Below are 20,226 nucleotides of genomic sequence, written 5' to 3' on the forward strand. Positions count from 1 at the left end.
GGATGCAATTGGGGTGATGGGGCGATCGACGGGGTTCGAACCCGCGACCTCCGGTACCACAAACCGGCGCTCTAACCAGCTGAGCTACGATCGCCACATGCCCCGCCCGACACGGCCACCCGAGCCGCCGTCAAGTCCGCGCAAGATGGGGCGCTTTAAGCTGCATCCACGCCCGGTCAAGAGCGCGATGAACGGCGGCGAGCCTGTTGCACAAAGCGCCATCCAAGGGAAGCGAAAACTGCCCCAGAGGGGCGCGAGCGCAAGATTATTACGCTCTTGTTTCGCACCTTGCGCGACCTATCCTCGTAACCGCGATGGAGACGTTCACCGATTCTACCAACTGCGCGACGATCACCGCGCGCCTCGCCGCACACCCGCACGTGCAGCGCGTGCCAACGCCGAAGGCAGACCTGTTCCAGCATCGCGATTTCCTCGCGCCCGATCTCGCCGAGGCGCTGATCGAGCTGGTCGACAAGGATCGCCGCCCTTCGACCATCGCCGACGACAATGGCGATGCCTATTTCCGCACTAGCGAAACCTGCGACCTGGACCCGGCCGAACCGGCCGTGAAGGAGCTCGAGGCGCTGCTCCGCGCGCTCAACGGGATCGACCCGAAATTCGGCGAACCTTGCCAGGGTCAACGCTATGCCGTCGGCCAGGAATTCAAGCCGCATACGGATTATTTCACCCCCGGCGGGCCGGATTATGAAAAATTCTGCTCGGTCGCGGGCCAGCGCACTTGGACGTTCATGATCTATCTCAACGCGGTCGAAGCAGGCGGCGCGACTCGTTTCAAAGCGCTGGGCAAGACCTTCCACGCGGAACCCGGCAAACTGTTGTGCTGGAACAACGCCCGGCGCGACGGGCGGGTAAACCCCAATACGCTCCATCACGGAATGAAGGTGCGCAAGGGCGTGAAATACGTCATAACCAAGTGGTATCGGGAGAAGGAGTGGGGATGGACATGAGCCAGTATGCCGACATCGCCGAACAATTGCGGGCAAGGCTCGGCCAGTTGCTCGAGCGGGCCGAGGTGATCGAGGACGACCTCAGGCATCCGCTGGACGATGACTGGGAAGAGCAAGCGATCGACCTCGCCGATGACGAGGCGCTCGAAGGCGTGGACGACGTGCTGCGCGCCGAGATCGCGCAAATCCGGCTCGCGCTCGCCAGGATCGACAACGCAACCTATGGAACCTGCTCGAATTGCGGAGCCGAGATCGACCGCAAGCGGCTCGAGGCGCGCCCGGTGGCGACCCGCTGCATCAAGTGCGCGGCCTGAAGACCGCGAAAGGGCGACCCGGAAGGGCCGCCCCTTTGCGCCTCTGTCGGTGCTCGGCCGACCGAGATCAGAGCCTTTGCGCTTAAAAAGCCGCCGGTCAGCGCGCGTCACACGCGCCAACTCTCACGTCACTTCTTGAGGCTGAGCCCGCCGAAGCGCTTGTTAAAGGCCGCCACACGGCCGCCTTCCTGCACCTGCTGGCGACCACCGGTCCAGGCCGGGTGGGTCTTGGGGTCGATTTCCAGAGCGAGTACGTCGCCCTCGCTGCCCCAGGTCGAGCGGGTCTGGAATTCGGTGCCATCGGTCATCTTGACCGTGATCATGTGATAGTCGGGATGCCCTTCGGCTTTCATGTCTCGTGTCCTTGCTAGCGGTGCTCCGGTTCCGACCGGAAGCGCTGTTGCGGGAAAGCGCGCCCGATAGGCGCAAACGTGTCCTGTGGCAAGAGGGCGGGCTCAAGCCTCCGGCGGGTCGGCGATCATCGCGGTGAACTCGGTCTCGCAGGTGGTCTTGCCCTCAACGCTCGCGCGGCCCTTGAACTTGTAAATCGTGCGGCGCTGCTGGAGGAATTCGACCTCGAGATCGAGCAGGCAGCCGGGCGTGACGGGGGCGCGGAACTTGGCGCTGTCGATGCCCATGAAGATGACAAGCTTGCCCGTGCCGGCCAGCTCCAGTGTCTCGATCCCGAGAATAGCCGCAGCCTGGGCGAGCGCCTCGATCTGGAGCACGCCGGGCATGATCGGAGCGCCGGGGAAATGGCCCTGGAAGAACTCCTCGTTCATGCTCACCGCCTTCACCGCGTGGATCCGCTCTCCGAGCTGGAGCGCCTTCACCCGGTCGACCAGCAGCAGCGGATAGCGATGCGGCAAGGCCTTGAGGATGCGGTGAATGTCGTAATCGGTGATTGGATCCGATGCGCCGCCCGAATCGTCGCCGTTCTCGCTCATGGGATGCCCTTCGCCTGTCGCCTGCCCGCCAATCCGTTGGGGCTCAGCGGCCCTGCGGGACCTGCGGGTTCGCCGGCTGCTGGCCCTGCTGCTGCTGCTGCTGCTGCTGCTGCTTGCGGAGGAGCGAGATGACCTGCAATGTCTGCTCGATATCCTGGGTCAGCTGCACGCCCGCACGGGTCGGCTGGTAACCCTGCGGCGGAACCACGCCCACGGACGGAACCTTCGCGTTGAGCGAGGTCACGATCGCCTGCGTGATGTCGGCTTCCTGCGAGGGCACGGCGAGCGCGCCCGGATTGAGCACGAGCTTGATCTGCTGCTGCTGCACCACTTCGCGCAGCGCCGGCGTGTATTGCTGCGCAATCTGTTCGACCACGAAGACACGCGCCAGTTCGATCTGGTTGGACAACTGGTTGAGTTCCTGGTCAAGCGTCTGCAGCGTTCCGAATTGCGGCGAGGTCTCGACCGCCTTGTATTCGGTATCATCGATCTCGTTGTCGCCATTGGTGTCGAACTGCTTGAGAAGGGCCTGGCGCTGCTGCTGCTTGGCCCGGATCTGCTCGATCTGGGCCGAATAGGTCGTCTCGATCTGCTGGAAGGCATTTTGCAGTGCCGTCGTGCCGATCAGCGAACGGGTCCGGTCGGCGGTCGCGATCTTGCCCTCGATCTGGGCGGCTGCGGGAGACGCGGCAAATGCGCCGAGCGCAAGGCCGGCGGAGGCGAGAAGGGTAACAATCGGTTTCATCAGAACTGGGTTCCTACGTTGAACGTGAAAGTCTTGTCATCGTCGCCCTCGACCTTGCGGATGGTCTGGGCGAAATCGATGCGGAACGGCCCGAATGGCGAGTTCCAGTTGACCCCGATCCCGGCGGTGACGCGCGGACTGGGGGAATCCCCGAGGAAAACCTCGCGGATCGCGGAGTTGGGCCGGATGGCGGGATTGTTCGGAGTACCGTCCGGCTGGAGCGGGTTGAGCGTGAGGTTGCCGTCGGGATCGATGAAGATCGGATTGCCCTCGCTATCCTGCTGCTGGATGCCGTTGGGGTTATCCTGGAGAACGGGAGGATCGATCCCCCACAAAGCGCCGACATCGACCCAGACCGACGGCCTCAGGCCCAGCTCGCGCGCACCGGTGCCGAGCGGGATCTCGAGCTCCGCCCGGGCGAGATAGTAATTGCGTCCGCCCAGCGCGTCGTCGCGGACCTGCCGGCGAGTGGTGATCGGGACCCGGTTGCCGTCCTCGTCGGTGACATAGGGCTGGGTGAGAATGCGCGGGCCCACGCCGCGAATGTCGAAGCCGCGGATCTGCGGCTCGCCAAGGAAGAAGCGGTCGGTAAGCAGCACGTCGTCGACATTGGGGCCGCCGCGATCCTGCAGCGGGATGATCGTGCCGCCTTCGGCGAGCAGCGAAAAGATGAAGCCGCTATTGGCGACGTTCCAGAACTGCTGCGCGCGTCCGCGGAACCGGACGTATCGCACGTCGCCGCCCAGCCCCGCGAATTCCGAAGTCAGCGTGATGAGCCGCCCGCGCGAGGGCCGGATGCGTGAATTGAGCGAATTGTAATTGAGTGAGACGCCGACGATTGAACTCAGCCGATCGCCGAGAGCATCGCACAGGAAGCGCCCGGCCAGCAGCGGATCGCATTCGCGCACACCGTCGCCGTCAAGGTCGGAGAAGAACAGGTTCTCATCCAGGCTGACCTCGTCGTAATTGAGCGTGTAGCTGCCCACCAGCGACATGTATTCGGTAAGCGGCACGCCAAGCCGCATCGAGAAACCTGTCGTGGCCTGCTCGAAAGTGGTGTTGCGATCCTGACCCTGGAAATTGAAGCTGTTGAAATCGCGCCGGTAGATGTCGATCCCGGCAGAGATATTCCGGTCGAAGACGTAGGGCTCCTGGAAGCTCACCTGCGCCGACCGGGAGAACTGGGAATAGTTTACCGACAGCCCGATCGTCTGCCCGCGACCGCGGAAATTGCGCTGGCGGATCGAGGCGGCGAGGATGAACTGCTCGATCGAGGAAAAACCCGCCGAGAACTGCAATTCGCCGGTCGGCTGTTCCTCGACATTGGCTTCGAGCACGATCCGGTCCGGGGCGCTGCCCTCGACCTGGTTGACCTCGAAATTCTCCTGGAAATAGCCGAGCGAATTGATGCGCGCCGTCGTCCGCTGCACGCCGAGCGAGTTGAAGGCGTCGCCTTCGGACAGACGGAATTCGCGGCGGATCACCTTGTCCTGGGTGAGCGTGTTGCCGTTGACGTCGACCCGCTCGACATAGACGCGCGGCGCCTCGCGCAGGATGAACGTGACGTTCATCTCGAGCTCGTCCTTATTGCGGTCGAAACGCGGCTGGACGTCGGCAAAGGCATAGCCGAAGCGGCCCGCAAGATCGGTCAGCTGTTCAACGGTGTCCTCGACCGCTTTCGCATCGTACCAGTCGCCTTGCTGCATCGGCAGGCGCTGGCTCATGGAATCGCTGTCGAAGTCGCGCAGCTGGCTTTCCACCTCGACATCGCCGAACTGGTAGCGCTCGCCCTCCTCGACGACATAGGTAATGATGAAGTCTTCCTGGTCCGGCGTCAGTTCGGCGACGGCGGAGACGACGCGGAAATCGGCGTAACCTTCGGTGAGGTAAAACTGCCTGAGCTTCTGCTGGTCGAAGGCGAGCCGGTCTGGGTCGTAGCTGGTGTTCGACGAGAAGAAGCGGAACCAGCGCGACTGCTTGGTCACCATCTCGCCGCGCAGGTCGCCGTCGGAAAATTTTTCGTTGCCGATGATGTTGATCTGGCGGACCTTGGATTTCGGCCCCTCGCTGATCTCGAACACGACATCGACGCGGTTCTGCGGCAGCTGCACCATCTTCGGCTCGACCGTGGCGGCGAAGCGGCCCTGGCGCTTGTAGAGCTCGATGATGCGCGCAACGTCGGCGCGGACCTTGGAGCGGGTGAAAATCTGGCGCGGGGCAAGCTTGATCTCGGGCAGGATCTTTTCCGCGTCGAGGCGGTCATTGCCCTCGAGCACGATACGGTTGATGACCGGGTTTTCCTCGACCGTGATGACGACATTGCCATTGTCGTTACGGATCGAAAAATTCGAGAACAACTCGGTCGCGCCGAGATCCTTCAGCGCCTGGTCGGCCGCGACCGAGGTGTATTCCTGCCCCACCCGAAGGCGGATATAGGACAGGATCGTGCTCGGCTCGAGCCGTTCGGCCCCGGCGACGCTGATCGTGCGGATGGTATCGGTGCTGGGCCGAGGCGCGGGCTCGGGGGCCGGGGTGGGTGCAGGCTGGGACTGCGGCGCAGCGGCTTCATCCTGCGCGCGGACCTCGTAAGGCACGCCGGCAAGCATGGACCCGCATGTCAGAGCGAGCACCAGCCGACCCGTCGCGCCGAATGCGATCGAACGGTCCGCCTGCGCCGCGACAGCCGGGTCTGCAACAGGCTGCTGGCCCGTCTGGGTGGATCGATCCATCAAGGTTGTTGTCCCGTCTAACCCGTCTTTATCGCACGCCCGATCGGCGGGCGCACCGTGGAAGGTCCGAGTCTCCCCCACCCGGTCGAATTGAAGCGCCACGCCTGTGCCCCAAGCGCGCCGCGCAATCAAGCCGGGAGGGTCGGACCGCCCGGCCGTGTGGACACCTTTCCCAAACTCAACTGCCGAACAGCGGACCGAAAACGGGCAGCGAGACGACATCGTTGACCGTCACCACGGCCATGAACACGAGCACGAGGAAAATGCCCGTGCGGTAGGCCCATTCGGTCGCCTGCGGCCCGACCGGTTTGCGGCGGACCGCTTCGGCGGCATAAAAGGCAAGGTGTCCGCCATCGAGCGCCGGGATTGGCAAGAAATTGATGAATGCCAAATTAAGCGAGATCAGGGCGGCGAACTGGATGAACGCCACCAGGCCGAGGCTCATCTGCTCGCCGGAATATTTCGCGATCTTCACCGGCCCGCCCAGCTCCTTGATCGAGCGCTCGCCGGTCAGGACCTGTTTGATCCCCGTGACCATCATGCCAAGCACGTCCCACGTGTGATCGAAGGCCATCGGGATCGACTGCACTGGTCCTACCGGCTCGAAGACATAGCGCCCCCCGCCCGGGCCGATGCCGAGGAAGCCGATCTGGCTGGTATTGCCGAACCTGTCGGTCCGGCTGTCGCGTGCGGTGGTGACGGGGATGTCGATCCGGTCGTCATCGCGCTCGACCGTAAAGATCATGCGTTCGCCCGGATGAATCGCGACCACTGCCTTGATGTCGTCGAAATCCGCCATGGGCGCGCCGTCCACCGCGACGATTGTGTCGCCCAGTTGGATCCCTGCCGCCTGAGCGGGCGAATTCTCCGCGAAAACAGCGACCTCGCGCGAGTCCTCGACACCTTCGATCACCGGCTTGCCGTAGATCGCGAAGAGCGAGGCGAAAATGGCGATGGTTACGATGAGGTTGGTGACCGGTCCTGCCGCGACGATCAGCGCACGTTTCCAAAGCGCCGCGTTCTGAAAATTGCCGCTGGTGTCCTCCTCGCTCGCCTCTGTCACCGAGTCCGCATCGGGCACGCTTGCGGGGTTCATGTCGCCCTTGAACTGGACATAGCCGCCCAGCGGAAGCGCCGAGAGTTTCCAGCGTGTCCCGCGCCGGTCGGTACGCCCGGCGATCTCCTTGCCGAAGCCGACCGAAAAGGCCTCGGCATGGACGCCGAACAGGCGGCCGACGAGATAGTGGCCGAGCTCGTGCACGGTGACCAGCGGACCGAGCAACAGCACGAAACCGATCAGATACATCCAGAAAGGGGGCGATTCAAACAAGGGCGAAAGTCTCCAATATCTCCCCGGCATGGGCGCGGGCCTCGGCATCGAGGGCAAGCACGTCGTCAAGATTGCCGGGCGCGGCCGCATGGTGGCGGCTCATCGTATCTTCCACCACTGCCGTAATCCGGCTGAACCCGATCTGACCGGCGAGGAATGCCGCCACTGCGACCTCGTTCGCGGCGTTGAGGACTGCGGGCGCACCGCTCCCGCCCTCGATCGCCTCGCGCGCGAGCCGGGTTGCCGGAAAGCGCACCTCGTCGGGCGCGAAGAAGGTGAGTTCGCCGATCGCCGCAAGATCGAGCGGCTCCAGCGGGGTCTCCATCCGCCGCGGCCAGGCGAGGCACGAGGCGATCGGCACGCGCATGTCGGACGGGCCGAGTTGGGCGAGCGTCGAGCGGTCGCGATATTCGACCATGGAATGGATGACGCTTTGCGGATGGACCACGATGCGCAGCCGGTCGAGCCCGACCGGGAAGAGGTGGTGCGCCTCGATGAATTCTAGGCCCTTGTTCATCATCGTCGCCGAATCGACGCTGATCTTGGCCCCCATCGACCAGTTGGGATGCGCGACGGCCTGCGCAGGCGTGGCCTTGGCGAGCTGGTCCTTCGACCAGGTGCGCAAGGGGCCCCCGCTCGCGGTGAGCGTGATACGCGCGACGTCGTCGAGGCTGCTGCCTGCAAGGCACTGGAAAATCGCGTTATGCTCGCTGTCGGTCGGCAGCAGCGTCGCGCCGTGCCTTGCCACCGCCGCCGTCATCACGTCGCCTGCCGAAACCAGCGCTTCCTTGTTGGCGAGCGCGACCGTTCCGCCGCGCTCGATCGCGGCCATGACCGGGCCAAGCCCCGCGCAGCCGACGATCGCAGCGACCGTGAGGTCGGCTGGCCGCGCTGCCGCGTCGCAAAGGGCGCGCGGACCGCCAGCCGCCTCGATGCCCGTTCCCGAAAGAGCCTGCTTCAGGTCGGCTAGGCAGCTTTCGTCCCCGACCACGGCCAGTTTCGCGCCGAATTCCACCGCCAGCGCGGCAAGTTCGCGCGACGAGCAATTGGCGGTCAGCGCCTCGACCTGCCAGTCATCGCGATTGCGCCGCACCAGGTCGAGAGTCGATGCCCCGATCGATCCGGTCGCACCAAGCAAGGTAAGCGTTCTCATGCGTCGTTCATCCCAGAAAAGCGGGCAGGAGGGCAACCACAAACAGCACGAAGAATACCGCGAGAAATCCGTCAAGGCGGTCGAACAGGCCACCATGTCCGGGAATGAGTCCGCTCGAATCCTTCACGCCCGCGCGCCTTTTCATCCAGCTTTCGAAGAAATCCCCCGCCTGCGCGATCACCGCGATCAGCACGCCTGCGAGGATGGCAAGGCCCGCCGCGCCCGCCGAAATTCCGGGCATCGCCGCCCCGGGCCCGATGTCGAGCGCCTCGTTAAGCACCGCGACGAGGCTCGCCGCCGCGGCCCCGCCGCCAAGGCCGGCCCATGTCTTGGATGGGCTGATACGGGGCGCGATCTTAGGGCCGCCAATCATGCGACCGGCGAAATAGGCCCCGACATCGACCGCGACGATTGGAACCAGGAAACCGGCCAGAACTTCGAACGGGCCGAAGCCTCGCATCCCCCCTGCCGGGATGAGTGCACCGTTGCGCACCATCACCATTGCAAGCGTCGCCCCACCGACATAACAGGCGCCGAGGAACAGCCACGCGATTTCGCTGAAGGGGCCGCCGCTGAAAGCGCGCACGATCCGGTTCCATTCCCACAGCACGCCCAGCGCGACAAGCGCGCAGAATCCCAACCAGACCCAGCCGCCCAGCCACAGCGCGCCGACCGCGAACAGCGCCATCACGACCGCCGAGGCCAGCCGCACCGAAAGGTCCGCCCCGACCGCGCGAAACCGCTTCAGGCGCGGATCAGCGCCCGCCATAGCGGCGCTCCCGGCGGGCGAAATCGTCAAGCGCCTGCTGGAGGTGTTCGGGCTTGTAATCGGGCCACAGCGTGTCGACGAACAGCATTTCGGCATAGGCCGCCTGCCACAGGAGGAAATTCGACAGCCGGATCTCGCCGCTGGTGCGGATGAGCAGGTCGAGCGGCGGCAGGTCGTGCGTATCGAGTTCGGCCTCGATCGCCTCGGGCGTGATCGCACCCTGCACCGCCGCCTTGGCCGCCGCGCGCGCGATTTCGTGCTTGCCGCCGTAATTGAGCGCCACCGCGAGAGTTTGCCGGCCACCGGCCGTCCGGGCGAGCGCATCCTCAAGCATGGCGACGATATCGGGCGCGAGCGAATGCCAGTCGCCGATAATCTTGAGCTTCACCCCGTTCGCGACGAACTCCTCAAGATCGGACTTGATGAACTTGCGCATGAGATTCATCAGGTCATCGACCTCGTCATGCGAACGCTTCCAGTTTTCCGAGGAGAAGGCGTAAAGCGTCAGGCACTCGAGATCCATCGGCTCCAGCCCACGCACCAGCCGGCGCACTGCCTCTACCCCGCGCTGGTGGCCGACTGCACGGGGAAGCCCGCGCTTCTTCGCCCAGCGCCCGTTTCCGTCCATGATGATCGCGACGTGCCGCGCGCGCGGATGGTCGCTGCCAAGCAAGCGGGCACGAGATGTATCGGTCGCGGGCGTCGCGCCCATTTGTCCTCCAGACGGAAAGGCCGTCACGCTAGTCCCTATTGCGTGAGGATTTCCTTTTCCTTCTTCGCCGCCGCCTCATCGGTTTCGGCGACATATTTGTCGGTCAGCTTCTGGACTTCCTCTTCCATACGCTTGCGATCGTCCTCGGAGATCTCCTTCTTCTTCTCGTCGGCCTTCAGCGCTTCCATCCCGTCGCGGCGCACATTGCGAATCGCGACCTTGGCTTTCTCCGCATATTGTCCGGCGAGCTTGGCGAGCTCCTTGCGGCGCTCCTCGGTCAGGTCGGGAATCGGCAGGCGAATGGTCTGGCCGTCAATCATCGGATTGAGGCCGAGATTGGCGTGGGCGATGCCCTTTTCCACCGCGGTGAGATTCGACTTGTCCCACACCTGCACGCTCAGCATGCGCGGTTCGGGCGCAGAGACGGTCGCGACCTGGTTGAGCGGCATCATCGCACCGTAGACCTCGACCTGCACCGGATCGAGCAGCGTCGTATTGGCCCGGCCGGTGCGCAGGCCCTGAAGATCGCTCTTGAGCGAATCCACGGCACCTTTCATCCGGCGCTCGATATCGGCCTTCTCGTATTGCGGCATGGATCAGTCGTCCTTCTGTACTATCGTCTGCACGCCATCGCCCGAAAGCACGCGCGCGACATTGCCTTTTTCACGGATCGAAAACACCACTATCGGGATATCGTTCTCCCGGCAAAGCGCCACCGCCGTCGCGTCCATCACCTTGAGATTCTGCGACAGGACGTGGTCGTAGCTGACCGTCTCGAAACGCACGGCATCCGGGTTGTGCTTGGGATCGCTGTCATAGACGCCCTCGACGCTGGTCCCTTTCATCAGCGCATCGCAATTCATCTCCGCCGCGCGCAGGGCGGCACCGGTATCGGTGGTGAAGAACGGATTGCCCGTGCCGGCGGCGAAAATGACGATGCGGCCCTTTTCGAGATGCCGTTCGGCACGCCTGCGGATATAGGGTTCGCACACGCTGGACATGGGGATCGCCGACTGCACGCGGGTCTGCACACCAAGCTTTTCGAGCGCGTTCTGCATCGCAAGTGCATTCATGACCGTTGCGAGCATGCCCATGTAATCGCCGGTCGTGCGGTCGAGCCCCCTGGCCGCGCCCGCGATGCCGCGGAAGATGTTGCCTCCGCCGATGACGAGGCACACCTCGATTCCGCCATCCTTGGCCGCCTTCACTTCCTCGGCAAGGCGAGCGACATATTCGGGATCGATCCCATACTCCTGCTCGCCCATCAGGACCTCCCCCGAAAGTTTCAGGAGAACGCGCTTGATTTCGGGCATGGGCATTGGGCGTATCGCTCGCGGGAAAAACTGGACTGGTGGCGCGGCTTTAGCGAGTGCGCCCGCACAGCGCAAAGGCAAAGCGTCCCCGCATCCGGGCCTCATCCCCAATGCAAGCGGCCGCCGCAGCACGTTGCTGCGACGGCCGTTGGTTTCGTTGGCAACAGTGCGATCAGCTGCCGAGCGCCGCCGCAACCTCAGCCGCGAAATCGCCATCGTCCCTGTCAATGCCTTCGCCAAGCTGGAAGCGCACGAAATCGACCAGCTTGATCGAGGTGCCCGCTTCCTTGGCGGTGCGCGCGACATATTCCTCGACCGTGGCCTTGCCGTCCTTGACGAAGACCTGGCTCAGCAGGGCGTTTTCCTTCGCGTATTTCTTGACCGCGCCTTCGACCATCTTTTCCTGAACGTTTTCGGGCTTGCCGCTTTCGGCCGCCTTTTCGCGGGCAATGGCGCGCTCGCGCTCGATTACCGCGGGGTCGAGCCCTTCGGCGTCGAGCGCCTGGGGGAACATGGCGGCGGCGTGCTGGGCGATGTCGCGGCCGAGCGTGGCGAGCACTTCGGCGCTCGCATCGCCTTCGAGCGCGACGAGCACGCCGATCTTGCCGAGATCCTGGGCATCGGGCGAAACCGCGTTGTGGACGTAGGGCACGACAGCGCCCTGGCCGACCGAAATCGACTTCATCCGGCGGATCTGCTGGTTCTCGCCGATCGTGGCGATGTTGTCGGTCAGCTTGTCGGCGACAGTGCCGCCATCGGGATAGCCCGCAGCCTTGAGCGCCTCGACATCATCCCCGTCCAGTTCGAGCGCGACGCCGGTGATTTTGCGCACGAAATCCTGGAACTGGTCATTCTTGGCCACGAAATCGGTTTCCGAATTGACTTCGACCGCAACGCCCATGGTCCCATTGACGGCAACGCCCACAAGGCCTTCCGCAGCAGTGCGGCTCGACTTCTTCTGGGCGGTGGCGAGACCCTTGGCGCGCAGGGCATCGACAGCGGCCTCGATATCGCCGCCCGCTTCGGTCAGCGCCTTCTTGGCGTCCATCATGCCTGCGCCGGTCTTCTCGCGCAGCTTTTTCACATCGGCGACGGTGAAATCGGCCATGTCTCGGTGTTCCTTTACGTGTCGTTGGCGCCCGGGCATCGACTTGTCCTTTGGGCGGGTTGCCCCTCGGACGATGCCCGGTGCGCTAATCGGTGAATGTGACGCGCGATTGACGCGCGAGATGCCTCAGGCGCTTTCGGCAGGCGCGCTTTCGGTTGCTGTTTCCGCCGGGGGCTCGGCCATCGCGCCGACATCCTCGCCCGAATCCGCGACCGCGCCGCCGCGACCCGCAGCCGCCGCATCGCCCACTGCCTGGCAGTAAAGGCGCACTGCGCGGCTGGCATCGTCATTGCCGGGCACGGGGAAGGCGATGCCGGTCGGATCGACATTGGTATCGAGCACCGCGATCACCGGAATGCCGAGAACGGCCGCTTCCTTGATTGCGAGGTCTTCCTTGTTCGCGTCGATCACGAACATGACATCCGGGATGCCGCCCATGTCGCGGATGCCGCCGAGCGAAAGCTCGAGCTTGTCACGCTCACGGGTGAGCTGGAGGACTTCCTTCTTGGTCAGGCCGCTGGTGTCTCCGGCAAGCTGTTCCTCGAGGTTCTTCAGGCGGCGGATCGACTGGCTGATCGTCTTCCAGTTGGTGAGCATCCCGCCCAGCCAGCGATGGTTGACGAAGTGCTGGCCGCAGCTCCGCGCCACTTCGGCGATCGGCTCTTGCGCCTGACGCTTGGTACCGACGAACAGGACCTTGCCGCCTGCGCGAACCGTCTGTTCGACGAAATCGAGCGCGCGCGAGAACAGCGGCACGGTTTGCGACAGGTCGATGATGTGAACACCGTTGCGGGCGCCGAAGATATACGGCTTCATCCGCGGGTTCCAGCGGTGGGTCTGGTGGCCGAAATGCGCGCCGGCCTCGATCAATTGCTGCATGGTGACGGTGGTGGCCGCCATAAGTAATTCCTTTCCGGTTGTTCCTCTGGAAAGCTGGAACCGCCTGCGGATCGCCCGCGCGCGGCACCGGTATGTGCGCTTTCCATGTGAATTTCGCGGCCGGCACAGGAACGATTCGCCCATCACCCGTCGCGAGTGCCGCGGGCCTTAACCGCTTGGCCGACGAAACGCCACCGAAATGTTACACGTGGAACATTCGCGGAACAAATTGCTTGACCCGCAAGAACACTTAAGGAACAAAGCGTGGGGAACAAAGATTGAACTCACGAATCAGGGGAACCCGCCATGATCGCAACCGCCATCGCCGCTCTCGTCACCATCACCGCGATCGCCACCGCCCTGACGCTGGTTGATTCCTGGCTGCGGGCACGCTGCGCGCTGGCCTCGATCCGGCGCGAACGCGCGCTGCTCGCGGCGGGCTTCGTTCCCGAGGTCGAACATCGCGAAATGCGGCTGCGGCGTAGCCGGGCGCGAGCGCTTCGCCCTAGCCTTGCTCCTGTGGATCGGCCCTCTCGCGCGCGCCGGCTGCGCGGCGCCGCTTGATCCGGCCATAGCGAACGAGACCGTAGGGCATCATCGCCAGATAACCCGCACTGAGCGCGGCAAGCGACCACCACGGCTCGAGCAGCAGCGCAGCGAAGAACAAAGCCGCGAGCGCGATCAGGAAAAGCCGGATATTGCGCCGCGGCCGAACCACTGCCCAGCTGAGCGTTGCCATGTTCGAGATCATCAATACCGCGATCAGCGCTAGCCAGGCGGAAAGCACGACCGCGTCGCGCAGCAGGGCGATCTGGGTCTCCTGCCAAAGATAAAACGGCGCGAAGGCGAGCCCCGCGCCGACGGGTGCGGGAACGCCGGTCAGGAAACCGGCCGACTTGTGCGGCTGCTCGTCGACATCGATGCGCGCATTGAACCGCGCGAGCCGCAGTGCGCAGCAAATCGCGAAGGCCAGCGCGGCAAACCAGCCGAACCGCTCGAAATCCTGCAGCGACCAAAGGTAGATGATGATCGCGGGTGCCATGCCGAAAGACAGCGAGTCGGCAAGACTGTCGAGCTCCGCCCCGAAACGCGACTGGGCGTTGAGCAGCCGGGCAATTCGCCCGTCGATCCCGTCGAGCACACCGGCCAGGAGCACCGCCAGCACCGCATAGGCCCATTCGCTCTCGATCGCGAAGCGGATACCGGTCAAACCGGAGCACAGCGCCGCGGCGGTGATCGCATTGGGCAGCATCGCGCGCAGCGTCAGCCCGGTCGCGTCGCTGCCTGCCTTTCCGTCCTCGTCCTCGGCCGCCTTGGGCCCCACGCGAGCGGGAACGACAGGGCGGGAATCCCGGCGTGGCGGAATGCTCACCGGGTCTTCACTCCAACGGTATCTACGGGGCGGCGCGAGAGAGTCATTGCGCAATCCCTTCGATGAGCCCCTGCGACCCTATTTCGGCCAGGACGGTCTCGCCCGCGACCACGCTCTGGCCGATCAGCACCTTTGGATCAGTACCCGCCGGAAGATAGACATCGACACGGCTGCCAAACCGGATCAGGCCGACCCGCTGCCCCTTGGCGACCGTGTCCCCCGGCTTGACGAAGGGCACGATGCGCCGTGCCACCAGTCCGGCGATCTGGGTGAAGGCGATCGAGACCCCGTCGGCGCGTTCGACGAGAATGTGCTGGCGCTCATTCTCCTCGCTAGCCTTGTCGAGATCGGCATTCATGAACTTGCCCGGGATGTAGACCAGTCGGCGGATCGTGCCCGCGATCGGCGCGCGATTGATGTGGACGTCGAACACGCTCATGAAAATCGAGATGCGCGTTACCGCCCCCGGCGAAAGGCCGGCATGGCCCGACCCGTCATCCGCGACCATTTCTTCGGGCGGTTCGACCTGCGTGATAAGAGAGACCAGACCGTCGGCCGGCGCGACGATCGCGTTCTCGGCCTGGGTAACGACCCGCTCGGGATCGCGGAAGAATGCGAACACGCCGAGCGAAAGCAGCAGCAGCGGCCAGCCGATGATCTCGATATCGATCCAAGGGGAGAGGAAGAAAAGGCTAACCGCGACCGCGATGAGCCCGAATTTGCGCCCCTCCGGATGGATCGGGGGCCAAGACCAGGCGGCATCGCCGCGGCCCTGATTGTCGGAAATTTCGCCTGCCATAGGCAGCATCTAGGGTCTGGCATGCGCTGCCGCAAGCTGCTCCTGCCCGGCCGTCTGGCGCTCAACCAGCCTTGCGCACGAACACGGCCCCCGCCGAATAGCCCGCACCGAAACTGCAGATGAGCCCCGTATCGCCCGCTTCCATATCCTCGTTGTGGAGGTGAAAGGCGATGATCGAGCCCGCGCTCGACGTGTTGCCGTAGGTGTCGAGCACGGTCGGGCTCTCGTCCTCGTTCGCCTCGTGGCCAAGGACCTTCTGTGCGATCAGCCGATTCATCCCCGCATTGGCCTGGTGGAGCCAGAGCCGTCCGAGTGCCTGCGGATCGAGCCCGAGCCGCTGTGCCTCCTCGAGGATCATGGCGGCGACCATCGGCACGACTTCCTTGAAAACCTTGCGCCCTTCCTGGACGAAAAGCTTGTCAGGCGCATCGGCCGTATCGGGATGGGCGCGATTGAGAAAGCCGAAATTGTTGCGGATATTGTTTGAAAACACCGTCTTCAACCTGGTGCCGAGAATGTCCCAATGCGCGCCGGGGGCGAGCGCGGAATCCTCCACCAGCACTGCGGTCGCGACGTCGCCGAAGATGAAATGGCTGTCCCTGTCGCGCCAGTTGAGATGCCCCGACGTGATTTCCGGGCTCACCACCAGCACCGATCGCGCATTGCCGGAACGGATGTAATCGGCTGCCGTCTGAATGCCGAAAGTTGCCGAAGAGCAGGCCACGTTCATGTCGAAACCGAAGCCGTCTATCCCGAGCGCCTGCTGGATCTCGATCGCCATCGCGGGATAGGGCCGCTGCATATTGGAGGCCGCGCACAGCACTGCATCGACATTTTTCGGATCGCGCCCGGCCCGCTCCAGCGCATCGCGCGCGGCGGCGATGCCGATTTCGGCCATGATCGAAAGCTCGTCATCGCCTCTTTCGGGCCAGCGCGGAGCCATGACCTCCGGGTCGAGTACAGGCTCCTTCGCCATGACGTGGCGCGCCTTTATCCCGCTCGCCTTCTCGATGAATTCGCACGACGAATAGTACAGCGGCTCCACCTCTCCCGCTTCGATTCGCTGCGCATTCGCCGCGTTGTGACGGTCGACGAAGCGGTTGAAGCTCTCGACCAGTTCGGCATTGGTGATCGTCTCGGCCGGGGTGAAAAGGCCGCTTGCTGAAATGACGGGGCGCCCGGTGAGCGCGATGTTCTGCTCTTGCATGAAGGCCTCTCGGATGGAGCGCGCGGCCTTACTGCCCACGCAGGTGCGCCGCAAGCCCGAGCCGCCGGGACGGCGCGAAAGGGCGGTGAGACAATTCGTCGCGAACGTCACAAACGCTGCATAACGGTCAGGCAAGCGCAGTCCATGCTTCGGGCTCCCCTCTCCGCTACGACCGATACCGCGCCCGATCCCGTGCTGATCGAGGATCCGGCGATGCTTTCCGGACAGGAGAGTCTCGCCGCACGCCATGTCAACGCGTTCGCACGGCTTGGAACACCGGCGATGATCCGCAACGCGACCTCGCGCATGCTGCTCTTGCGCCATTGCGGTATCGACCTGCCGGTGACGGTCGACGATGCGGGCATCGGGCGCAGCTATGTCGCCAGCCCGCACAGCGCCTATGTCCTTTATGCCCGCGACGAGATCGACATTATCGGCATGACCTGGGGCCGCTGGGGCGCGCAGGGCGTGCTGGGCGCGATGGACGGCCTGCTGCGCGCCATGCGGATCAACCGGGCGGTGCACCTCGACAACTGGCTACTTTCGACAAACCTGCACGGGCAATGGGACGGGCGCGGCATCGCGGATATGCGCGCGCAGCTGGCCGCACGCTTTCCCGACCATTTCGTGATCTTGCGCTCGCTCGATCCATGGTCGTGCCCAGACCTGCTCGCGGCGGTGCGCGCCGATGGCTGGGAATTGCTGCCCGCGCGCCAGATCTGGGTGACCGACGATCTCGCTCGCGACTGGCGGCCGCGCAACAATTGCGCCAACGATCGCCGCGCCCTGCGCCGGTCCGGGCTGACGGTGGAGGAACCGGAAGACCTGGACCATGAAGATTGCGAACGCATCGCGCAGCTCTATCGACAGCTTTATGTCGGCCGCTATTCGGCGATAAACCCGGTCTTCACCCCCGCCTTCGTCGCTGACAGCGCGCGCAGCGGCCTCCTGCACTGGCGGCTTGCCCGCAATAAAGAGGGTACGATCATGATCGCCGCCGGAATCCGTGCGACGGGCGGGATCGCGACCGTCCCCCTGCTCGGCTACGACACCGATCGCCCGCAATCCGAAGGGCTCTACCGAATTGCGAGCTATCTGTTCTCGGAATGGGCGATGGAGCGGGGACTGCGCCTTCACGGCTCGGCCGGGGCGGGGACTTTCAAATGCAATCGCGGGGCGCATGGCGTGATCGAGTATATGGCCGTCGATGCGCGCCACTTATCCCCTTTGCGCCGCACGCTGCTCCGGTTCCTTGCGGGCTCGCTGCGCGCGCTGATGGTCCCGCTGCTCGAGCGACAGGGGTGGTGACGGTCAGCCGGCCGGATCGCCATCGGCCCGCTCCAGCACTTCGCCCAGCAACGGATTGGGGAAGCGTCGGCGGATCGTGACCGCATAGAACACCTCGGTTATCTCGGGCAGGCGAGAAATCTCGACCAGCGCACCGCTCGCGAGTTCGTCCTGCACCACGATCGGCGGGATCACCGCGAGCCCCGCGCCGCTTCGCGCCAGCAGGCGCAGCATCGCCATGTCATCGGCTTCGGCGGCAATCCGAGGGACGATCTCCATGCGATCGAGCAGCGCGTCGAATCCGGCGCGCAGCGCGGTCTCCGGCGTCGGCAGGATGAGCGGCTCTTGCCCAAGCAATTCGGCGAGGCCGCCGTGAACCCGCGTTGCAGCGGGGCCGACAAGGCTTACCTCCTGCTGGGCAAGGCGGGTAACGAGATAGGGGCTCGCCGCATCGCGCGCCGGTTGGAGATTGGTCAGCAGGACATCGAGCGCGAGCGCTTCGAGCGCGCGCAGCAGGCTCGCCTGCGTTCCCGATCGCAGGACCACCTCGACATCCTCGCGTCCGATCAGAGGGCCCATGAATTGCATCTGGAAATTGCGGCTCAGCGTCGCAAGCGCGCCGATCCGAAGCACGCGTCGCTGCCCGCCCGCGCCTTTGAGCGTCGCGGTGAGATGGTCTGCGGCGCTGAATATCTCGTCGGCATGGTCGAGCGCGATCCGCCCCGCTTCCGAAAGCACGAGATTGCGCCCGCGCCGTTCGAACAGGTCGTGGCCGAGCGAAGCCTCAAGCGCCTTGATCTGGGTCGAAACCGCGCTCTGCGAGATATTGAGAGCCTTCGCGGCCCCGGTCAGCGTGCCCTCGCGCGCGACCGCGCGAAACAGGCGGAGATGGTGGAGATTGAGCATGGCATGCTTCCATATAACAGAACAGTAATCGGTAAAATATGAAATTTTATCAATGTAAGCCGCCGTCTATTGGCTCTCCCACTGCCTTAACGGAGACCGATCATGCCATTCGACCTGTCTTTTTCCTTCATCGCCCCGCTGGTCCTGCTGCTCGCAGCCCTCCCCGCTTTCGCCAATGGCGGGATGCGCCCGGGCCTCGTGCCGGGCCTTTCGGAAACGGCGGCGCTGTTTGCTTTCCTTCTGACGATCGGTGGGCTGGTGCAGGTCATCCTTGCCGAACCGGTGGGTCTTATGGTGGGATCAGGCCTTTTCGCCGTCGGCTTGCGGGCCGATCTCGTTGCGGCCACCATGGCGATGCTGGTCGGCTTCATCGGCTGGATCGTGATGCGCTACAGCCGGACCTATCTCGACGGCGAGGAGCGCGAGGGCCTGTTCCATGGCCTGATGCTGGCGACGCTCGCGGCAGTGCTTGTCTTTGCCCAAGCCACGAGCCTCACCACGCTCGCCATCGCCACTTTCCTTGTCGGCCTGACGCTTCGCAAGTTGCTGCTGTTCTATCCCGAGCGACGCGAGGCGCACCGCGCGGCGACCAAGTTCGCGATCGTCTGGCATGTCGGCGACATCGCCCTTGTCGTGGCGGCGGGCATCCTCGCCCTGACCCACGGCACCACGCAGCTCGTTGCGCTCGGCCCGATCGTGCAGGCGGAGGGGATCGATCTCGCCACCACCGCCGCCATCGCCTGCATCGTGATCGCCGCAGGCCTCAAGACCGCCGCTTTCCCGCTGCACGGCTGGCTGACCGAGGTGATGGAAGCGCCCACTCCGGTCTCCGCCCTGCTCCATGCCGGCATCATCAACTCGGGCGGCGTGCTGCTTATCGCCAATGCCGATCTCGTCCAGTCGAGCTCGGGCGCGATGGCCGCGCTCGTCATGCTGGGCGGCTTCACCGCCCTGTTCGGCGCGGCGGTCATGCTCACCCAAAGCGCGGTCAAGACGGCGCTCGCCTGGTCGACCGTCTCGCAGATGGGTTTCATGCTGCTCCAGTGCGGGCTCGGCCTGTGGACGCTGGCGCTGCTGCACATCGTCGCGCACTCGCTCTACAAGGCGCATGCCTTCCTTTCCTCGGGCGGTGCGGTCGAGGATGTCGCCAAGATTCGGCGCCCCGGCCCGGTCGCCCCGGCCGATTTCGGTGCGGTTCTCAAGAGTTTCGGGCTCGCCATCCTGCTCTATGCCGGAATCGCCGCCGCCTTCACCGCCGCGTTCGGCCCCAAGACCCCGCAGGCGCTGGCGCTCGGCGGCATCCTGATCTTCGGGGTCGCCTATCTCGTCGCGCAGGGCCTTGCCGACCAGGCCCCCATGGCCCTGTCGAAGCGCACCGCCATGGCCTCGCTCGCCGCTGCGATCGGCTATTTCGCCTTCCAGGCGCTGGCCGAGGCGGCATGGGGCCCGCTGCTTCCCGAAACGCCGGTTCCGGGCGATCTCGAATGGGCGCTGATCGTGATCGCGGTCGCCTCATTCGGCGTGGTCGCCTTTGCGCAGGCGCTCTTCCCGCAATGGGCGCACCATCCCTCGACCGCAGGACTGCGCGTGCACCTCGCCAACGGGCTTTACATGAACGCCCTGCTCGACCGGGCGATCGGCGGCTTCCGCATCACGCGCTCGAACTGATCGCAAGAACACCCGATTTC

Annotated in this window: 21 protein-coding genes and 1 tRNA gene; 5 read left to right on the forward strand and 17 right to left on the reverse strand. The window is 64.6% G+C overall.

What is annotated here, in order from left to right; translation table 11 throughout:
- Positions 1 to 17: 17 nt before the first annotated feature.
- Positions 18 to 94, reverse strand: a tRNA-His gene (locus tag RIB52_RS04190).
- A gap of 220 nt (positions 95 to 314) precedes the next feature.
- Between RIB52_RS04190 and RIB52_RS04195 the strand changes: the two genes are divergently transcribed.
- Together RIB52_RS04195 and RIB52_RS04200 are read left to right on the forward strand one after the other, a co-directional pair.
- Positions 315 to 968 (forward strand): prolyl hydroxylase family protein, encoded by a 654-nt coding sequence (locus RIB52_RS04195; RefSeq protein WP_350173250.1) that lies wholly within the window; start codon positions 315 to 317, stop codon positions 966 to 968.
- On the forward strand, positions 959 to 1,282 hold the full coding sequence (locus RIB52_RS04200; protein ID WP_350173252.1) for a TraR/DksA family transcriptional regulator: 324 nt from the start codon (positions 959 to 961) through the stop codon (positions 1,280 to 1,282). The genes RIB52_RS04195 and RIB52_RS04200 overlap by 10 nt, the downstream gene beginning before the upstream one ends.
- 128 nt (positions 1,283 to 1,410) lie before the next feature.
- Here RIB52_RS04200 and rpmE read toward each other — a convergent pair whose 3' ends face one another.
- The 12 genes from rpmE to rpsB form a co-directional block, all read right to left on the reverse strand.
- A complete protein-coding gene (gene rpmE, locus RIB52_RS04205) occupies positions 1,411 to 1,635 on the reverse strand; it encodes a 50S ribosomal protein L31 (protein WP_034900856.1) in 225 nt (74 codons plus the stop codon).
- A gap of 102 nt (positions 1,636 to 1,737) precedes the next feature.
- Entirely contained in the window at positions 1,738 to 2,229 is a 492-nt protein-coding gene (fabZ, locus tag RIB52_RS04210) for a 3-hydroxyacyl-ACP dehydratase FabZ (protein WP_350173255.1), read from the reverse strand.
- Between the two features lie 43 nt (positions 2,230 to 2,272).
- Positions 2,273 to 2,974, reverse strand: a complete 702-nt coding sequence (locus RIB52_RS04215; RefSeq protein ID WP_350173257.1) for an OmpH family outer membrane protein — start codon at positions 2,972 to 2,974, stop codon at positions 2,273 to 2,275.
- Positions 2,974 to 5,580 carry an outer membrane protein assembly factor BamA gene (bamA, locus tag RIB52_RS04220; RefSeq protein ID WP_350173869.1) on the reverse strand — a complete coding sequence of 869 codons (2,607 nt, stop codon included), beginning with the start codon at positions 5,578 to 5,580 and terminating at the stop codon, positions 2,974 to 2,976. The genes RIB52_RS04215 and bamA overlap by 1 nt, the downstream gene beginning before the upstream one ends.
- A gap of 301 nt (positions 5,581 to 5,881) precedes the next feature.
- Entirely contained in the window at positions 5,882 to 7,009 is a 1,128-nt protein-coding gene (gene rseP, locus RIB52_RS04225) for an RIP metalloprotease RseP (protein ID WP_350173259.1), read from the reverse strand.
- Between the two features lie 16 nt (positions 7,010 to 7,025).
- A complete protein-coding gene (gene dxr, locus RIB52_RS04230; RefSeq protein ID WP_350173261.1) occupies positions 7,026 to 8,186 on the reverse strand; it encodes a 1-deoxy-D-xylulose-5-phosphate reductoisomerase in 1,161 nt (386 codons plus the stop codon).
- A 7-nt stretch (positions 8,187 to 8,193) separates the two neighbouring features.
- Positions 8,194 to 8,955 carry a phosphatidate cytidylyltransferase gene (locus RIB52_RS04235; RefSeq protein WP_350173263.1) on the reverse strand — a complete coding sequence of 254 codons (762 nt, stop codon included), beginning with the start codon at positions 8,953 to 8,955 and terminating at the stop codon, positions 8,194 to 8,196.
- Positions 8,942 to 9,583 (reverse strand): polyprenyl diphosphate synthase, encoded by a 642-nt coding sequence (gene uppS / locus RIB52_RS04240; protein WP_350173871.1) that lies wholly within the window; start codon positions 9,581 to 9,583, stop codon positions 8,942 to 8,944. The genes RIB52_RS04235 and uppS overlap by 14 nt, the downstream gene beginning before the upstream one ends.
- Before the next feature lie 119 nt (positions 9,584 to 9,702).
- Complete coding sequence (gene frr / locus RIB52_RS04245) at positions 9,703 to 10,260, reverse strand: ribosome recycling factor (RefSeq protein ID WP_350173265.1); 558 nt, start codon at positions 10,258 to 10,260, stop codon at positions 9,703 to 9,705.
- 3 nt (positions 10,261 to 10,263) lie between these two features.
- Complete coding sequence (gene pyrH, locus RIB52_RS04250; RefSeq protein WP_350173267.1) at positions 10,264 to 10,986, reverse strand: UMP kinase; 723 nt, start codon at positions 10,984 to 10,986, stop codon at positions 10,264 to 10,266.
- A gap of 166 nt (positions 10,987 to 11,152) precedes the next feature.
- Complete coding sequence (tsf, locus tag RIB52_RS04255) at positions 11,153 to 12,088, reverse strand: translation elongation factor Ts (RefSeq protein WP_350173269.1); 936 nt, start codon at positions 12,086 to 12,088, stop codon at positions 11,153 to 11,155.
- A 126-nt stretch (positions 12,089 to 12,214) separates the two neighbouring features.
- Positions 12,215 to 12,988 carry a 30S ribosomal protein S2 gene (rpsB, locus tag RIB52_RS04260; RefSeq protein WP_350173271.1) on the reverse strand — a complete coding sequence of 258 codons (774 nt, stop codon included), beginning with the start codon at positions 12,986 to 12,988 and terminating at the stop codon, positions 12,215 to 12,217.
- A 285-nt stretch (positions 12,989 to 13,273) separates the two neighbouring features.
- On the opposite strand from rpsB, the gene RIB52_RS04265 reads away from it, so the two are divergent.
- On the forward strand, positions 13,274 to 13,531 hold the full coding sequence (locus RIB52_RS04265; RefSeq protein ID WP_350173273.1) for a hypothetical protein: 258 nt from the start codon (positions 13,274 to 13,276) through the stop codon (positions 13,529 to 13,531).
- Here the strand turns inward: RIB52_RS04265 and pssA are convergent.
- The 3 genes from pssA to RIB52_RS04280 form a co-directional block, all read right to left on the reverse strand.
- On the reverse strand, positions 13,473 to 14,291 hold the full coding sequence (gene pssA, locus RIB52_RS04270; protein ID WP_350173275.1) for a CDP-diacylglycerol--serine O-phosphatidyltransferase: 819 nt from the start codon (positions 14,289 to 14,291) through the stop codon (positions 13,473 to 13,475). The two genes, RIB52_RS04265 and pssA, sit on opposite strands and share 59 nt — an antisense overlap.
- 91 nt (positions 14,292 to 14,382) lie before the next feature.
- A complete protein-coding gene (locus tag RIB52_RS04275) occupies positions 14,383 to 15,138 on the reverse strand; it encodes a phosphatidylserine decarboxylase (RefSeq protein ID WP_350173277.1) in 756 nt (251 codons plus the stop codon).
- 61 nt (positions 15,139 to 15,199) lie between these two features.
- Positions 15,200 to 16,345: a beta-ketoacyl-ACP synthase III gene (locus tag RIB52_RS04280; protein ID WP_350173279.1), complete on the reverse strand. Its 1,146-nt coding sequence runs from the start codon at positions 16,343 to 16,345 to the stop codon at positions 15,200 to 15,202.
- A 144-nt stretch (positions 16,346 to 16,489) separates the two neighbouring features.
- On the opposite strand from RIB52_RS04280, the gene RIB52_RS04285 reads away from it, so the two are divergent.
- Positions 16,490 to 17,653 (forward strand): hypothetical protein, encoded by a 1,164-nt coding sequence (locus tag RIB52_RS04285; RefSeq protein WP_350173281.1) that lies wholly within the window; start codon positions 16,490 to 16,492, stop codon positions 17,651 to 17,653.
- A gap of 3 nt (positions 17,654 to 17,656) precedes the next feature.
- On the opposite strand, the gene RIB52_RS04290 is transcribed toward RIB52_RS04285, so the two are convergent.
- Entirely contained in the window at positions 17,657 to 18,538 is an 882-nt protein-coding gene (locus RIB52_RS04290; RefSeq protein ID WP_350173283.1) for a LysR family transcriptional regulator, read from the reverse strand.
- 102 nt (positions 18,539 to 18,640) lie between these two features.
- On the opposite strand from RIB52_RS04290, the gene RIB52_RS04295 reads away from it, so the two are divergent.
- A complete protein-coding gene (locus tag RIB52_RS04295) occupies positions 18,641 to 20,206 on the forward strand; it encodes a proton-conducting transporter transmembrane domain-containing protein (protein WP_350173285.1) in 1,566 nt (521 codons plus the stop codon).
- The last annotated feature ends 20 nt before the right edge of the window (positions 20,207 to 20,226 follow it).

It is taken from the genome of Erythrobacter sp., from assembly GCF_040217515.1.
GTDB lineage: Bacteria > Pseudomonadota > Alphaproteobacteria > Sphingomonadales > Sphingomonadaceae > Erythrobacter.

What these genes read in the sequence shown, in the direction of transcription:
- RIB52_RS04195 (WP_350173250.1), top strand. Translation starts at nt 315, where the DNA reads ATGGAGACGTTCACCGATTCTACCAACTGCGCGACGATCACCGCGCGC.
- RIB52_RS04200 (WP_350173252.1), top strand. Translation starts at nt 959, where the DNA reads ATGGACATGAGCCAGTATGCCGACATCGCCGAACAATTGCGGGCAAGG.
- rpmE (WP_034900856.1), bottom strand. Translation starts at nt 1,635, where the DNA reads ATGAAAGCCGAAGGGCATCCCGACTATCACATGATCACGGTCAAGATG.
- fabZ (WP_350173255.1), bottom strand. Translation starts at nt 2,229, where the DNA reads ATGAGCGAGAACGGCGACGATTCGGGCGGCGCATCGGATCCAATCACC.
- RIB52_RS04215 (WP_350173257.1), bottom strand. Translation starts at nt 2,974, where the DNA reads ATGAAACCGATTGTTACCCTTCTCGCCTCCGCCGGCCTTGCGCTCGGC.
- bamA (WP_350173869.1), bottom strand. Translation starts at nt 5,580, where the DNA reads ATGCTTGCCGGCGTGCCTTACGAGGTCCGCGCGCAGGATGAAGCCGCT.
- rseP (WP_350173259.1), bottom strand. Translation starts at nt 7,009, where the DNA reads ATGTATCTGATCGGTTTCGTGCTGTTGCTCGGTCCGCTGGTCACCGTG.
- dxr (WP_350173261.1), bottom strand. Translation starts at nt 8,186, where the DNA reads ATGAGAACGCTTACCTTGCTTGGTGCGACCGGATCGATCGGGGCATCG.
- RIB52_RS04235 (WP_350173263.1), bottom strand. Translation starts at nt 8,955, where the DNA reads ATGGCGGGCGCTGATCCGCGCCTGAAGCGGTTTCGCGCGGTCGGGGCG.
- uppS (WP_350173871.1), bottom strand. Translation starts at nt 9,583, where the DNA reads ATGGACGGAAACGGGCGCTGGGCGAAGAAGCGCGGGCTTCCCCGTGCA.
- frr (WP_350173265.1), bottom strand. Translation starts at nt 10,260, where the DNA reads ATGCCGCAATACGAGAAGGCCGATATCGAGCGCCGGATGAAAGGTGCC.
- pyrH (WP_350173267.1), bottom strand. Translation starts at nt 10,986, where the DNA reads ATGCCCATGCCCGAAATCAAGCGCGTTCTCCTGAAACTTTCGGGGGAG.
- tsf (WP_350173269.1), bottom strand. Translation starts at nt 12,088, where the DNA reads ATGGCCGATTTCACCGTCGCCGATGTGAAAAAGCTGCGCGAGAAGACC.
- rpsB (WP_350173271.1), bottom strand. Translation starts at nt 12,988, where the DNA reads ATGGCGGCCACCACCGTCACCATGCAGCAATTGATCGAGGCCGGCGCG.
- RIB52_RS04265 (WP_350173273.1), top strand. Translation starts at nt 13,274, where the DNA reads ATGATCGCAACCGCCATCGCCGCTCTCGTCACCATCACCGCGATCGCC.
- RIB52_RS04275 (WP_350173277.1), bottom strand. Translation starts at nt 15,138, where the DNA reads ATGGCAGGCGAAATTTCCGACAATCAGGGCCGCGGCGATGCCGCCTGG.
- RIB52_RS04280 (WP_350173279.1), bottom strand. Translation starts at nt 16,345, where the DNA reads ATGCAAGAGCAGAACATCGCGCTCACCGGGCGCCCCGTCATTTCAGCA.
- RIB52_RS04285 (WP_350173281.1), top strand. Translation starts at nt 16,490, where the DNA reads ATGCTTCGGGCTCCCCTCTCCGCTACGACCGATACCGCGCCCGATCCC.
- RIB52_RS04290 (WP_350173283.1), bottom strand. Translation starts at nt 18,538, where the DNA reads ATGCTCAATCTCCACCATCTCCGCCTGTTTCGCGCGGTCGCGCGCGAG.
- RIB52_RS04295 (WP_350173285.1), top strand. Translation starts at nt 18,641, where the DNA reads ATGCCATTCGACCTGTCTTTTTCCTTCATCGCCCCGCTGGTCCTGCTG.